Below are 13,207 nucleotides of genomic sequence, written 5' to 3'. Positions count from 1 at the left end.
CATCCCAACCGCCCATCGGTCTCAACCGATGGGCGGTTGTTTTCTCCACGGCCGTAACCTAGGTCCATGACGGACAGCGGCCACCACGGCTTCGCGACCAGGGCCATCCACGCCGGGCAGGACCCCGACCCGACGACGGGCTCGGTCATCGTGCCGATCCACGCCACCTCGACCTACGCGCAGGACGGCGTGGGCGGGCTGCGCGGCGGCTTCGAGTACTCCCGCACCGGCAACCCCACCCGGACCGCGCTGGAGCAGTGCCTGGCGGCGCTCGAAGGCGGGCGGCACGGGCGCGCGTTCGCCTCCGGCATGGGCGCCACCGACACGGCCCTGCGGGCGATGTGCCGGCCCGGCGACCACGTCGTCATCCCGAACGACGCGTACGGCGGCACGTTCCGGCTGATCGACAAGGTGCTGTCGCACTGGGGCGTCGAGCACACGCCGGCGGCGGTGTCGGACCCGGACGCGGTGCGCGCGGCGATCCGGCCGAACACCAAGGTGGTGTGGATCGAGACGCCGACCAACCCGCTGCTGAACATCGCCGACATCGCGGTGCTGGCGGAGGTGGCGCACACGGCGGGCGCGAAGCTGGTCGTGGACAACACGTTCGCCTCGCCGTACCTCCAGAACCCGCTGGAGCTGGGCGCGGACGTGGTGCTGCACTCGACCACCAAGTACGTGGGCGGGCACTCCGACGTGGTCGGCGGCGCGCTGATCACCTCGGACACCGAGCTGGACGCGGCGTTCGGGTTCCTCCAGAACGGCGCGGGCGCGGTGCCGGGGCCGTTCGACGCGTGGCTGACGCTGCGCGGCCTCAAGACCCTCGAGGTCCGCATGGAGAAGCACTCGGACAACGCCGAGAAGGTCGCCGAGGCCCTGCTGCGGCACCCGAAGGTGACCCGGGTCCTCTACCCGGGCCTGCCGGACCACCCGGGCCACGAGGTCGCGGCCAAGCAGATGCGCCGCTTCGGCGGCATGATCTCCTTCACCGTCGAGGGCGGCGAGCAGGCGGCCCTGGACGTGTGCTCCCGCACCCGCCTGTTCACCCTGGCCGAGTCGCTGGGCGGCGTGGAGTCCCTGATCGAGCACCCGGGCCGGATGACGCACGCCAGCACGGCCGGCTCCCTGCTCCAGGTCCCGTCCGACCTGATCCGCCTCTCCGTGGGCATCGAGTCCCCCGAGGACCTGGTGGCCGACCTGCACGAGGCCCTGTCCTGACCCTCCGCGTGTCCTCCACCCGGACACCGCGAGTCGTACGCTCAGACACCGTGAGTCGTACGTTCCGGCCGGGCGAGTCGTACGTTCACGACCCGCGAGTCATGCGTTCCGGCCGGGCGTGTCATGCGTTCAGGACCCCCGAGTTCCACGTCCAGGACTCCTGGGCGAGGCAGCCGCGGGTGCGTGAACGGTCGACTCGCGGTGTCCGAGTGGAGGACGCGCGATGCCCGAGTGGAGGACACGCGCGGGGTCAGCGGGCGTAGCGGGCGGCGGCGCGTTCCTTCGCCTTGGCGGCCTCCACCTCGCGGTCGCGCGGCGCGGCCTTGGTGACCAGCGAGTCCAGGAGGGTGCGGGTCGCCTCGGCGATCGCCTCGACCGCCGCGTCGAACGCCTCCTGGTTCACCGCCGACGGGTTGGTCGAGCCGCTGACCTTGCGCACGTACTGCACGGCCGCCGCGCGCACCTCGTCGTCGGTGGCGGGCGGTTCGAAGTTGTGGAGCACCCTGATGTTGCGACACATGGGTCCACTATCGCGGAAGAACCCCGCGCCGGACACGGTGTCGCGAAGACCGCCCCGGTCAGGGTTTGACGTCGTACCGCGCGTTCTCCACCTGCGGCGGCACGGCGGGCAGGTCCTGCCCGTCCACGCAACCGCCCTCGAACTCCACCACGCCCCCGCGCTCCACGAACCGGCCGGTCTCCGCGCAGCCGGCGTGGGTCACGGTGAAGAAAGCCGCGCCCGTCAGCGCCGCGGCCGTGGCCACCGCTCCGACGAGCGGGAGCACCGCGGTGACCCGTACCGCGAGCGCCATGCCACCCTCCAGGTCAATGCCGTGTGAGATACCCCCGCACCGAGAGTACCGGTCCCGGCACACCGGTCAGGGCATCGTCAGCTCGCCGACAGGAAAGGGCCGGCCCGGGGGTGCCCGGACCGGCCCGTTGCCGGATCAACGTCGGAGGTCGCCGCGACGGTTCCCGACGCCGCGACGTTCGCCGCGCCGCCCGCCGCACCACCTGCCGCGCCGCCCGCCGCCGCAGGACGTCGCCGCAGGTCACGGCCGCAGGTCGCCCCTACAGGTTGCCGCGGCGCTCCTGCTCCCGCTCGATCGCCTCGAACAGGGCCTTGAAGTTGCCCTTGCCGAAGCCCAGCGACCCGTGCCGCTCGATCAGCTCGTAGAACACGGTCGGCCGGTCGCCGATCGGCTTGGTGAAGATCTGGAGCAGGTAGCCGTCCTCGTCCCGGTCGACCAGGATGCGGTGCTCCTTGAGCACCTCGATCGGCACGCGCACCTCGCCGATGCGCGCCCGCAGCTCCGGGTCGTCGTAGTACGAGTCGGGCGTCTCCAGGAACTCGACGCCGGCCGCGCGCATCGCCTTCAGCGTGGCCACGATGTCGTTGGTCGCGAGCGCGATGTGCTGCACGCCCGCGCCCTCGTAGAACTCCAGGTACTCGTCGATCTGCGACTTCTTCTTCGCGAGCGCCGGCTCGTTGAGCGGGAACTTCACCCGGTGGTTGCCGTTGGAGACGACCTTGCTCATCAGGGCCGAGTAGTCGGTGGCGATGTCGTCGCCGATGAACTCCGCCATGTTCACGAAGCCCATGACGCGGTTGTACCACTCGACCCAGTAGTCCATCTTGCCGAGTTCGACGTTGCCCACGCAGTGGTCGACCGCCTGGAACAACCGCTTCGGCGCGCCCTCGGGTCGGACGACCGTGCTCTCCTTGGCCACGTAACCGGGCAGGTAGGGGCCGGTGTAGCGGGACCGGTCGACCAGGGTGTGGCGGGTCTCGCCGTAGGTCGCGATGGCGGCGAGCCGGACGGTGCCGTGCTCGTCGCTCACGTCGTGCGGCTCCTCCAGGACGGTGGCGCCCTGGGACCGCGCGTGCTCCACGCACCTGTCGACGTCCCCGACCTCCAGCGCGAGGTCGACGACGCCGTCACCGTGCCTGCGGTGGTGGTCGAGCAGCGGGCTGTCCGGCGCCACGCCGCCGTTGATCACGAACCGCGCCGAGCCCGACTTCAGGACGAAGGACTTGTGGTCCCGCTGCCCCGTCTCCGGACCGGCGTACGCGACGAGCTGCATGCCGAAGGCGACCTGGTAGAACCAGGCGGTCTGGGTCGCGTTGCCGACCACGAAGACCACGGCGTCCATGGAGCGGACGGGGAACGGGTCCCGCGTCCCGTCGTAGTCGACCAAGCCCACGAGTTGGCGGAGCTGGTCGTAGCTCACGTCGTCAAGCTGCTGCGTCATGCCTCACAGGATGTGGCGGCCTGGGCAGGGTGAGCAACAGTCTCTTGTTTTGCTGGTCAGGTTGTACAGTTGCCCATGGCTTCCGACGCGCAAGTTGAACACTCTGACCAGGTCGTGGACGGTCTCGACGCCCGGCTGTTGCTGCTGCTCACCGACGAGCCCCGGCTGGGCGTGCTGGAGTGCTCGCGGCGGCTGGGCGTGGCGCGGGGCACGGTGCAGGCGCGGCTGGACCGGCTGGTGGCGCGGGGCGTGCTGACCGGGTTCCCGCCGGCGCTGGACCTGGCCGCGATGGGGTACGGGCTGACGGCGTTCGCCGTGCTGGAGATCGCGCAGGGCAGGCGGCAGGAGGTGTGCGACGGGCTGGCCGCGATCAACGAGGTGTGCGAGGTGCACGCGACCACCGGCCAGGGCGACCTGTTCGCGCGCCTGGTGGCGCGGTCGAACGCCGACCTCCAGCGGGTGATCGACTCGATCGTGGACGTGCCGGGCGTGCAGCGGCTGTCGACGTCGATCGCGCTGTCCACGCCCGTGCCGCCCCGCGTGCGGCCCTTGCTCGAACGGATCCGTTAGCCGGAACGCATGACTCACCCGGCCTGAACGCATGACTCGCCGGTTCCGAACGCATGACTCGCGGGACCGGAACGCATGACTCGCGGGTCGTGAACGTACGACTCGCGTGTTCTGGACGTACGACTCGACCGGCTTGGACGTACGACTCGCGCGACCGGAGCGTACGACTCGCGGTGTCGGAGTGGAGGACTTGCGCGTGGGAAGGGGCGGCCAACCCGGGTTGGCCGCCCCTTCGCGCGTCTGGCTCGGTCAGCCGGAGTAGGGCACGGCCTTGATGAGCGTCACCTTCATCGTGCTGCCGTTGGGCAGCTCGTACTCCCGCGTCTCGCCGTCCTTCGCGCCGAGCAACGCCTTGCCCAGGGGGGACGAGGGGGAGTAGACCTCCAGGGCGCCGTGCGCGCCCTCTTCACGCGTGGCGAGCAGGAACTCCTCGGTCTCGTCGTCGCCTTCGTAACGCACGGTGAGCACCATGCCGGGGGCGGCGACTCCGTTCACCTTAGGAGCTTCACCCACCTTGGCGACGCGCAGCAGCTCCTGGAGCTGCCGGATCCGGGCCTCCTGCTTGCCCTGCTCCTCGCGGGCCGCGTGGTACCCGCCGTTCTCGCGGAGGTCGCCCTCCTCACGACGGGCGTTGATCTCCGCGGCGATGACCGGGCGGTTCTCGATCATCTCGTCCAGCTCAGCCTTGAGCCGGTCGTAGGCCTCCTGGGTCAGCCAGGTCACCTCAGTGTCGCTCACGGTCACCAACTCCTCGTCTTGCTCCAGGCCCACGGGTGGGCTGGCAGTTCCCGGGTGCACCAACCCGGAACGGAAAAACACGGCCCGCGTCGGGGCCGTGCTGAAAGGCCAGAGTAACACGACGAGAACGTTCCAGTACGGCGTTTTGTTCCCCGAACCGGCGGGTAAACCCGCAGATCACCCGCTTGGCCGCTACCTCGTGGACAGGTACTCCGGAACCTGATAAGAGCACCCGAACACCTCTCCGGTGACGGGTGGTTTCGACGTCTTCAACACCGTCGTCTCGCGCACGGTGTCGGCGCCGGCGGGCACCAGCACCTCGCGCCGCCCGGCCTCGTCGCCGTCTTCGGAGCGTGCTCGCACGATGCACACGACGGCTTGTTCCGGCGTCTGCCGGACCACCTCGAAAGTGATCTCCACCGAGCTGTCGCCCAGCACCTCGAACGCCGTCTGCTTCGCCTCGACGGGCTTCGTGCCCAGGTTCCGGTAACCGACCCAGGCGACGACGGCGCCGACCAGCACCGCGATCACGGCGAGTGACCAGCGGGCCCACGCGGGCGCGGGGCGGCGCGGCTTGCCGTACCGACCTTCCGGCAGTGCCACTTGCCAACGCCTTCCTGCCCGTGGGGAACAATGGCCGCTCGCGACCGCGTTGAGTGTCGCAGGGGTTCGATCGGCCCCGTTCGGCAGGTCCTGAGGAGGAGCACCACCGTCATGGTTGAGAAGCTGCGCCTGATGGCGGTGCACGCGCACCCCGACGACGAGTCGAGCAAGGGTGCCGCCACGATGGCCCGCTACGTGGCCGAGGGGCACGAGGTGATGGTCGTCACCTGCACCGGCGGGGAGGCGGGCAGCATCCTGAACCCCGCCATGGACCGGCCGGACGTGCTGGAGAACATGGCCGCGATCCGCCGCGAGGAGATGGCGCGGGCCGCGGAGATCCTGGGCGTCCAACACCGCTGGCTCGGCTTCGTCGACTCGGGCCTGCCCGAGGGCGACCCGCTGCCCCCGCTGCCGGAGGGCTGCTTCGCGCTGACGCCGCTGGAGGAGTCGACCCCGCCGCTCGTGGAGGTCATCCGCGAGTTCCGCCCGCACGTGATCATCACGTACGACGAGAACGGCGGCTACCCGCACCCCGACCACATCCGCTGCCACGAGGTCTCGGTCGCCGCCTTCGAGGCCGCGGGCGACCCGGACCGCTACCCCGAGCTGGGCGAGCCGTGGCAGCCGCTCAAGCTCTACTACTCCCACGGCTTCTCCCGCGCGAAGCTGCTGGCGTTCCACGAGGCGCTGCTCGCGGCCGGCCTGGAGTCCCCGTACGCGGAGTGGCTCGCGGGCTGGGGCGAGGATCGCCCGGACGTGATGGAGCGCGTCACGACCCGCGTCGAGTGCGCCGACTGGTTCCCGGTGCGCGACGAGGCCCTGAAGGCGCACGCGACCCAGATCGACCCGGAGAGCCGCTGGTTCGCGGTGCCGCTGGAGATGCAGCGCGAGGTGTGGCCGACCGAGGAGTACGAGTTGGCCAGGTCGCTGGTCGACAGCACCCTGCCGGAGGACGACCTGTTCGCCGGCATCCACGAGAAGGTGACCGCGTGACCCCCCTGGCTCCGATCCCCCTGGAGCAGACCACGGCGCTGGTGCTGGCGCAGCAGCCGTCGACCGAGAAGGACCCCGGTGGGCAGCAGGAGGACTTCGGCAAGTCCTCGCCCCTCGGGCTGCTGCTGCTCGTGCTGTTCCTGATCGCGGTGTTCTTCCTGGTCAAGTCGATGAACAAGCACCTCAGGCGGGTGCCCGCCTCGTTCGACGACCCCGAGCCCGCCGAGGACGGGGTCAAGAACGGCAGCGGGGCGAAGGACAAGACCGGGGGCGACCAGCCCTCCTGAGTCCACTGTGGACTGACAGGACGCGCGGCCGGGCCCGCACTACCGTGGGTGCATGACGAACCGGCTCGCGTCCTCGACCAGCCCCTACCTGCTCCAGCACGCCGAGAACCCGGTGGACTGGTGGGAGTGGTCGCCCGAGGCGTTCGCGGAGGCCCGGGAGCGCGACGTGCCGGTGCTGCTGAGCGTCGGCTACGCCGCCTGCCACTGGTGCCACGTGATGGCGCACGAGTCGTTCGAGGACGAGGGCACCGCGGCCTTCCTGAACGAGCACTTCGTCAGCGTCAAGGTCGACCGCGAGGAGCGCCCGGACGTGGACGCGGTCTACATGGCCGTCACCCAGGCCATGAGCGGGCACGGCGGGTGGCCGATGACGTGCTTCCTCACCCCCGGCGGCGAGCCGTTCTACGCGGGCACCTACTACCCGCCGCGCCCCGTCCGCGGGATGCCGTCGTTCCGGCAGGTGCTGGAGGCCATCGCGCGCGCCTGGCGCGAGCAGCGCGACGAGGTCACCCGGTCGGCCGCCGGGATCGTCCGGCAGCTGGAGTTCAAGCCGCTGCCCGGCGCCACCGTCGACGACGACGTGCTGGCCGGCGCGGTCGTGTCGCTGCTCGGGCACTTCGACCGGGCCAACGGCGGGTTCGGCGGCGCGCCCAAGTTCCCGCCGTCGATGGTGCTGGAGTTCCTGCTGCGCCACCACGAGCGCACCGGGTCGGTCGAGGCGCTGTCGATGGCGCGCGCGACGTGCGGCGCGATGGCGTCCGGCGGCCTGTACGACCAGCTCGCGGGCGGTTTCGCGCGGTACGCCGTGGACGCCGCGTGGGTGGTGCCGCACTTCGAGAAGATGCTCTACGACAACGCCCTGCTGCTGCGCGCCTACACCCACCTGGCCAGGCGCACCGCCGAGCACCGGTACGCGCGGGTCGCCCGGGAGACGGCCGAGTTCCTGCTCCGCGACCTGGGCACGCCCGAGGGCGGGTTCGCCGCCTCGCTGGACGCCGACACCGACGGCGTCGAGGGCGCCACGTACGTGTGGACCCCCGCCCAGCTGGTCGAGGTGCTGGGCCCGGCGGACGGGGTGCGCGCCGCCGAGCTGTACGGCGTCACGGACGAGGGCACGTTCGAGCACGGCACGTCGACGCTGCGGCTGCTCGGCGACCCGGACCCGGACCTGGCCGCCCGGCTGCTCGAAGCGCGCGGGCGCAGGCCGCAGCCCGCCCGGGACGACAAGGTCGTCACCGCGTGGAACGGCCTGGCGATCACGGCCCTGGCCGAGGCGGGCGCGCTGCTCGGCGAACCGCGCTGGGTCGAGGCCGCCGCCCGGGCCGCCGAGCTGGTGCTGCGCGTGCACCTGGTCGGCGGTCGGCTGCTGCGCACGTCCCGCCACGGGGTCGCGGGCCCGGCGGCGGGCGTGCTGGAGGACCACGGCTGCTTCGCCGAGGGCCTGCTCGCCCTGCACCAGGCGACCGGTGAGCGGCGCTGGCTGACCGCCGCGTGCGAGCTGCTGGACAGCGCGTTGGCGCGGTTCGCGGGCGAGGAGCCGGGCGTCTACCACGACACCGCCGCCGACGCCGAGAGCCTGGTGCAGCGGCCGTCGGACCCCTCGGACAACGCCACCCCGTCCGGGGCGTCCTCGCTGGCGTCCGCGCTGGTCACGGCGTCCGTGCTGGGCGGGCCGACGGGCTACCGGGAGGCGGCGGAGGCGGCCGTCGAGCGGGCCGGCCTGCTGGCCGCCCGGGAACCCCGGTTCGCCGGGCACTGGCTGAGCACGGCCGAGGCGCTGGCCCTGGGCCCGGTGCAGGTCGCGGTGGTGGGCGGGTCGGCAGAGCTGGTCGCCACGGCGCGGGCCGGCGTGCACGGCGGCGGCGTGGTGGTGGCCGGCGAACCCGGCTCCGCGCCGCTGCTGGAGGACCGGCCGCTGGTGGCCGGCGGCCCCGCGGCCTACGTGTGCCGGGGCTTCGTGTGCGACCGCCCGGTCACCACGGCGGCCGAGCTGGCCGAGGCCCTCGACTCCCGGGCGCGCTGACCGTCCTCCCACAGCGAACCGGGCTCGAGGACCGGCGATACAGGCGTAGCGTCTGCATCACTGTAATTCTGTAATCAAGGTGGTGTGCGATGAGACGTGCCTGGGCGCAGAGGGAGGCCGACCAGCCGCCGGCGGACGACGCGGCGGCCTGGTTCGCCGGGCGGCTGCCGGACGGGTGGTTCACCGGGGCCCCGGTGGTGGAGGTGGACCGCGAGGAGATCGTGGTGGTCGGCACGCTCCCGCCGCTGGAGGGCGGGTTCGCCGACGACGCCGAGCGCGCGGCGGCCGAGGCGGGCCGGATCGCCCGGTTCCGCGAGCAGACGCGCGACGAGCGCATCGGCATCGCCCGGCAGGCCGAGCACCGCTACCGGCGCAAGGTCGCCTGGGGCGCCCGGCTCGGCGGCACCGAGGAGCTGTTCACCACGCTGTCGGCGCCGGTCATGACGCGGCTGCGGCAGCCCGAGCGCAAGGTGCTCGACACCCTGGTCGCGGCGGGCGTGGCGCGGTCGAGGTCGGAGGCGCTGGCGTGGGCCGTGCGGCTGGTCGGCGAGCACGCCGACACCTGGCTGGCCGAGCTGCGCGAGGCCATGACCAAGGTCGACGACCTCCGCCGGCAGGGCCCCGACCTGGCGTGACACCCGGCGCCGGGCGGCCCGCTTCCCGTAGTGTGGATCAAGGGGTGATCGCCTTGGTCGAGGTGGAGGCGTACGACCTGACGTGGCGGCTGGACCCGGCGGCGGACGGGGTGCGCGGTCGCACCACGCTGCGGTTCCGGGGCGAGCCCGAGCCGGTCGAGGTGTTCGGCGAGGTGCTCGTCCCGCCGCAGCGCGAGGACGGCGGGCTGCGCGTCGAGGCGCTGTTCCCGTACGCGAGGCCGGGGTTCCGCCGCGTCACCGACCCGGTCGACGGCCAGGTCTACCTGTACGCCGCGCCCAACCCGCACGGCACGCCGCGCTGCCTCGGCCACTTCCCCGACCACCAGCGGCGCGCGCCCGTCACGCTGACCGCCGTCGTGCCGCCCGCGTGGAAGTGCCTGGCCAACGGGCTGCCCCTGGTCGACGGGGGCGAGGTCCGCACCTTCGCGCCCACGGCGCCGACCGAGCCGGCGTGGGTGGCGCTGGCGGCCGGGCCGTTCGTCGAGGTCGCGCCCTCGGTGCACGTGCCCAGGTCGCGGGCCGGCGTGGACGGCACGCGGGTGGCCGACCTGGTGGTCCGCTCGACCGCGTTCTTCGCCGACCTGATCGCGCCCAACCCGTACCCGAAGTGTGAGCTGGTGTTCGTGCACGACCTGTCGCTGCTGGCGCTGTCCACGCAGGGCCTGATCGTGTTCGACGAGGGCGCGCTGGACCGGTTCGCCGACCCCCGGTACGCGACGACCGTGATCGCCCACGAGGTCGCGCACCAGTGGTCGGGCAACCTGGTCGGCACCGAGACCTGGCTGGTCGAGGGCCTGGCGGTGTACCTGAGCAGGCTGTTCGCCGAGGTCGAGCGGCCCGGTGACGACACCTGGGGCGACCCGCCGCCGCCCGACCGCCCCTACAAGCCGTACCTGGACCGGGTGCTGGAGGTCGAGGCCCGCGTCGGCCGGGAGGGCCTGCTGCGCGGGCTGCGGGCGGTGTTCGCCGAGCACGCCCACGGCCACGTCGGGGCGGACGGGTTCCAGGCCCGCTGGACCTGACCCCCGACTAGACCTCGGCCCCCCGGTCCGCGGTCACCTGGTGCACGTCCACCAGGAACTCGGTGCGCCCGCCCACGGCCTCGATGCCCCACGGCAGCCGCGTCGACACGGTCAGCACCTCGGTGCCGTCGTCCAGCCGGCCCCGGCCGACGACCTCGCACCCCACCTGCACCTCGACGGGGTAGGCGGTGGTCGGGCGCAGGCGGTCCTCGTCGTCGAACACGGGCGCCTTGTCGACCAGGCTCCACACCACGCCGTGCGCGTCGGTGAGCTGGACCTCGACCCAGCCGGGGTACTCGTCGTCGACCCACCGCACGGCCCGGCCCGTGACGGAGGTCGTGTGCGCCGGCGTGGTCATGCGTAGATCGCGAACCAGACCGCGACGTAGTGGCAGATCGCCGCCAGCACCGTCGCCGCGTGGAAGAACTCGTGGTAGCCGAAGACGCTCGGCCACGGGTTCGGCCAGCGGGTGGCGTAGAAGACGGCGCCCACCGTGTAGAGCAGGCCGCCCGCCAGGAGCAGGACCAGCGCGCCCACGCCCACGTGGTGCAGCAGGTCCGGCAGCACGAACACGGCCACCCAGCCCAGCGCGATGTAGATCGGCACGCCCAGCCACCGCGGCGCGTGCGGCCAGGCCAGCTTGAGCGTCACGCCGCACAGCGCGCCGACCCACACCACGGTCAGCACCACGTTGCCCGTGGACGGCTCCATCGCCAGCAGCGCGAACGGCGTGTAGGTGCCCGCGATGAACACGAAGATCATGGAGTGGTCGAGGCGCTTCATCCACGTCCGCGCGCGCACGCTGACCCAGTTGACCCGGTGGTACAGGGCGCTCACGCCGAACAGGCCGAGCACCGTCGCCGCGTACACGGACGTCGCCAGCGTCGCCTTGGCGGACGCGGTGGTGGCGGCCAGGGTGATCAGCGCCGCGCCCGCCACCAGCGACACGGCGAAGGACCAGAGGTGGAGCCAGCCGCGCAGACGCGGCCGCAGTGCGGGGGCCGGGGGCTCCGGGAGCGTCGACGTGGTCACCCGACCGAGGTTACGGGACCCTAAGTTGCCCGGCACCATGCGTCGGCGTGACCGGTCCCACCCGGCGTACGCTCTTGCGGCGTGGGTCTTCGCGAGCGCATCAAGGACAAGCTCCTCCTGCCGGTCTACGAGTACCGGCTGAACCGGTGGCTCGACGGCAAGCAGCGACCACGCCACGTCGGCGTGGTGCTCGACGGCAACCGCCGCTGGGCCAAGGAGGCGGGTTTCACCGACGTCGCCCACGGCCACCGCGCCGGCGCGCGCAAGATCCTGGAGCTGCTGAGCTGGTGCCGCGAGGCCGAGGTCGAGGTGGTGACGCTGTGGCTGCTGTCCACCGACAACCTCGACCGCCCGCGCGAGGAGCTGGAGCCGCTGCTCGACATCATCGCCGACATCGTCGACGAGCTGGCCGAGCCCGGGAACCCGTGGCGCATCCGGCACGTCGGCGCGCTCGACCTGCTGCCCACCGAGACCGCCGCCCGGCTGTCCGCCGCGGCGCTGCGCACCCGGTCCCGCACCGGCCTGGAGGTCAACGTCGCGGTCGGCTACGGCGGCCGGCAGGAGATCGCCGACGCGGTGCGCAAGCTGCTGCTGGAGCACGCCGAGTCCGGCGGCACGATCGAGGAGCTGGCCGAGGTCCTCGACGTCGACCACATCGCCGAGCACCTCTACACCTCCGGCCAGCCGGACCCCGACCTGCTCATCCGGACCTCGGGGGAGCAGCGGCTGTCCGGGTTCATGCTGTGGCAGTCGGCGCACTCGGAGTTCTGGTTCTGCGAGGCGTACTGGCCGGAGTTCCGCCGCACCGACTTCCTGCGCGCCCTGCGCGACTACGCCCTGCGCCACCGCCGGTTCGGTTCCTGAGCGGGACCCGGGAACGCCGAAAGGCGGCACCCCGGTGCGGGGCGCCGCCTTTAGCGACTCGAACGCCGAACTGGGCCGATGGCTCAGCCGTTGTCGTCGTTGTCGTCGTTGTCGCTGTTGAGGCAGAGGTTCTCGTCGTTGTGCGACAGGATCGGCACCGCGATGACGTTGACCTCGAGCTGGCAGACGTTGAGGTTGCTCAGCAGGTCGGAGTCGTTGCCGAAGTTGATGAGGCCGAACTGGTCGGCGATGTCGCCGCCCTCGCCCTCCTCGTAGTAAGAGTTCAGCTCACCGATGGCGGTGTTGCTGCCGCCGTCGTGGTCGTGGCCGTGACCGTGGCTGGGGGTCGCGAAGGCCGGGGAGCCCAGCATCATGAGCCCGGCAGCGGCCATGGCGACGACGCCTGCCTTCTTCAACATGTGGAACACACTCCTCTGGTGGGATTTTGTGGTGACCCCCGTAATCCCTGTCGAGCATTCCGGGGAATCTGGCGGCTCAGGCTGTGATGCCCTCGCAGCGATAATTTACCCGGCTGCGGCGCTGATGCCAGTCTGATTACACCATCGTGTGAACTATTTTTCGGTTCGTTTGTCGGCTATGTCGCCCCGGGTAAGGGTTACGTCCCCCGCGACTCGCGCCGTCGTGAGGAGACGCATTTCTCGACCGCGCTACCCACTGATGGGTGATTAGCGCGGGCATTCGGCACGCTCCGTGCCCGCAGTGGTGCGGAAATGGCTGGTGGCCGGAGCGGTGAGCGGTTCCGTGGCCGGGAAGAGTGGTGTCCGAATGCGGGAATGCAGGTTTTGGCCGGCCGTCGTCAACCGGGCGCCGGTGATCGATATCACGGTTTCACCCGAATGTCCAACGGGTGAAAGGTCGAACCGGGGAAAAGGCCACCCGGGCCGGTCGGCGAAAGCGAAAGGGGCGGTGGCCCGCGCACGTGCGCGG

The 13,207-nt window shown here is 71.8% G+C and carries 16 protein-coding genes; 8 read left to right on the top strand and 8 right to left on the bottom strand.

Features of this window, described 5'->3' with window-relative positions:
* Positions 1–66 precede the first annotated feature (66 nt).
* On the top strand, positions 67–1,218 hold the full coding sequence (locus ACFV4N_RS14620; protein ID WP_499673014.1) for a cystathionine gamma-synthase: 1,152 nt from the start codon (positions 67–69) through the stop codon (positions 1,216–1,218).
* Positions 1,219–1,468: 250 nt separating this feature from the next.
* Here ACFV4N_RS14620 and ACFV4N_RS14615 read toward each other — a convergent pair whose 3' ends face one another.
* From ACFV4N_RS14615 to hppD, 3 genes are all read right to left on the bottom strand, one after another.
* Positions 1,469–1,738: a DUF2277 domain-containing protein gene (locus tag ACFV4N_RS14615; RefSeq protein WP_499673013.1), complete on the bottom strand. Its 270-nt coding sequence runs from the start codon at positions 1,736–1,738 to the stop codon at positions 1,469–1,471.
* Between the two features lie 58 nt (positions 1,739–1,796).
* Positions 1,797–2,030: a hypothetical protein gene (locus tag ACFV4N_RS14610; protein WP_499673012.1), complete on the bottom strand. Its 234-nt coding sequence runs from the start codon at positions 2,028–2,030 to the stop codon at positions 1,797–1,799.
* Positions 2,031–2,289: 259 nt separating this feature from the next.
* Positions 2,290–3,471 carry a 4-hydroxyphenylpyruvate dioxygenase gene (hppD, locus tag ACFV4N_RS14605; protein WP_499673011.1) on the bottom strand — a complete coding sequence of 394 codons (1,182 nt, stop codon included), beginning with the start codon at positions 3,469–3,471 and terminating at the stop codon, positions 2,290–2,292.
* A 75-nt stretch (positions 3,472–3,546) separates the two neighbouring features.
* On the opposite strand from hppD, the gene ACFV4N_RS14600 reads away from it, so the two are divergent.
* Positions 3,547–4,041, top strand: a complete 495-nt coding sequence (locus ACFV4N_RS14600) for an Lrp/AsnC family transcriptional regulator (RefSeq protein ID WP_499673010.1) — start codon at positions 3,547–3,549, stop codon at positions 4,039–4,041.
* A 249-nt stretch (positions 4,042–4,290) separates the two neighbouring features.
* On the opposite strand, the gene greA is transcribed toward ACFV4N_RS14600, so the two are convergent.
* Both greA and ACFV4N_RS14590 read right to left on the bottom strand, forming a co-directional pair.
* On the bottom strand, positions 4,291–4,785 hold the full coding sequence (gene greA / locus ACFV4N_RS14595) for a transcription elongation factor GreA (protein ID WP_344033717.1): 495 nt from the start codon (positions 4,783–4,785) through the stop codon (positions 4,291–4,293).
* Positions 4,786–4,971: 186 nt separating this feature from the next.
* Positions 4,972–5,382, bottom strand: coding sequence for a DUF4307 domain-containing protein (locus ACFV4N_RS14590; protein ID WP_499673009.1), 411 nt, complete (start codon positions 5,380–5,382; stop codon positions 4,972–4,974).
* 111 nt (positions 5,383–5,493) lie between these two features.
* Between ACFV4N_RS14590 and mca the strand changes: the two genes are divergently transcribed.
* From mca to ACFV4N_RS14565, 5 genes are all read left to right on the top strand, one after another.
* Entirely contained in the window at positions 5,494–6,375 is an 882-nt protein-coding gene (gene mca / locus ACFV4N_RS14585; RefSeq protein ID WP_499673008.1) for a mycothiol conjugate amidase Mca, read from the top strand.
* Complete coding sequence (locus ACFV4N_RS14580; protein WP_499673007.1) at positions 6,372–6,662, top strand: hypothetical protein; 291 nt, start codon at positions 6,372–6,374, stop codon at positions 6,660–6,662. The genes mca and ACFV4N_RS14580 overlap by 4 nt, the downstream gene beginning before the upstream one ends.
* 52 nt (positions 6,663–6,714) lie before the next feature.
* Positions 6,715–8,685, top strand: coding sequence for a thioredoxin domain-containing protein (locus tag ACFV4N_RS14575; RefSeq protein WP_499673006.1), 1,971 nt, complete (start codon positions 6,715–6,717; stop codon positions 8,683–8,685).
* A gap of 89 nt (positions 8,686–8,774) precedes the next feature.
* Positions 8,775–9,320 carry an ATP-binding transcription factor AbmR gene (gene abmR / locus ACFV4N_RS14570; RefSeq protein WP_499673005.1) on the top strand — a complete coding sequence of 182 codons (546 nt, stop codon included), beginning with the start codon at positions 8,775–8,777 and terminating at the stop codon, positions 9,318–9,320.
* A gap of 44 nt (positions 9,321–9,364) precedes the next feature.
* The gene (locus ACFV4N_RS14565) at positions 9,365–10,363 is read left to right on the top strand and encodes a M1 family metallopeptidase (protein WP_499673004.1); all 999 of its coding nucleotides are present in this window, start codon (positions 9,365–9,367) and stop codon (positions 10,361–10,363) included.
* A 7-nt stretch (positions 10,364–10,370) separates the two neighbouring features.
* Here the strand turns inward: ACFV4N_RS14565 and ACFV4N_RS14560 are convergent, their stop codons facing one another.
* Together ACFV4N_RS14560 and trhA are read right to left on the bottom strand one after the other, a co-directional pair.
* Complete coding sequence (locus tag ACFV4N_RS14560) at positions 10,371–10,721, bottom strand: hypothetical protein (protein ID WP_499673003.1); 351 nt, start codon at positions 10,719–10,721, stop codon at positions 10,371–10,373.
* A complete protein-coding gene (gene trhA, locus ACFV4N_RS14555) occupies positions 10,718–11,395 on the bottom strand; it encodes a PAQR family membrane homeostasis protein TrhA (protein WP_499673002.1) in 678 nt (225 codons plus the stop codon). Before trhA ends, ACFV4N_RS14560 begins: the two co-directional genes overlap by 4 nt.
* 117 nt (positions 11,396–11,512) lie before the next feature.
* On the opposite strand from trhA, the gene ACFV4N_RS14550 reads away from it, so the two are divergent.
* Positions 11,513–12,259 carry an isoprenyl transferase gene (locus ACFV4N_RS14550; protein ID WP_499673038.1) on the top strand — a complete coding sequence of 249 codons (747 nt, stop codon included), beginning with the start codon at positions 11,513–11,515 and terminating at the stop codon, positions 12,257–12,259.
* A gap of 83 nt (positions 12,260–12,342) precedes the next feature.
* On the opposite strand, the gene ACFV4N_RS14545 is transcribed toward ACFV4N_RS14550, so the two are convergent.
* Positions 12,343–12,678: a hypothetical protein gene (locus ACFV4N_RS14545; protein ID WP_499673001.1), complete on the bottom strand. Its 336-nt coding sequence runs from the start codon at positions 12,676–12,678 to the stop codon at positions 12,343–12,345.
* Between the last annotated feature and the right edge of the window lie 529 nt (positions 12,679–13,207).

It is taken from the genome of Actinosynnema sp. NPDC059797, from assembly GCF_042732085.1.
Lineage (GTDB): Bacteria > Actinomycetota > Actinomycetes > Mycobacteriales > Pseudonocardiaceae > Actinosynnema.
The sequence above is the reverse complement of the archived record's forward strand: the minus strand, read 5'-3'. Positions and strand labels throughout refer to the sequence as shown.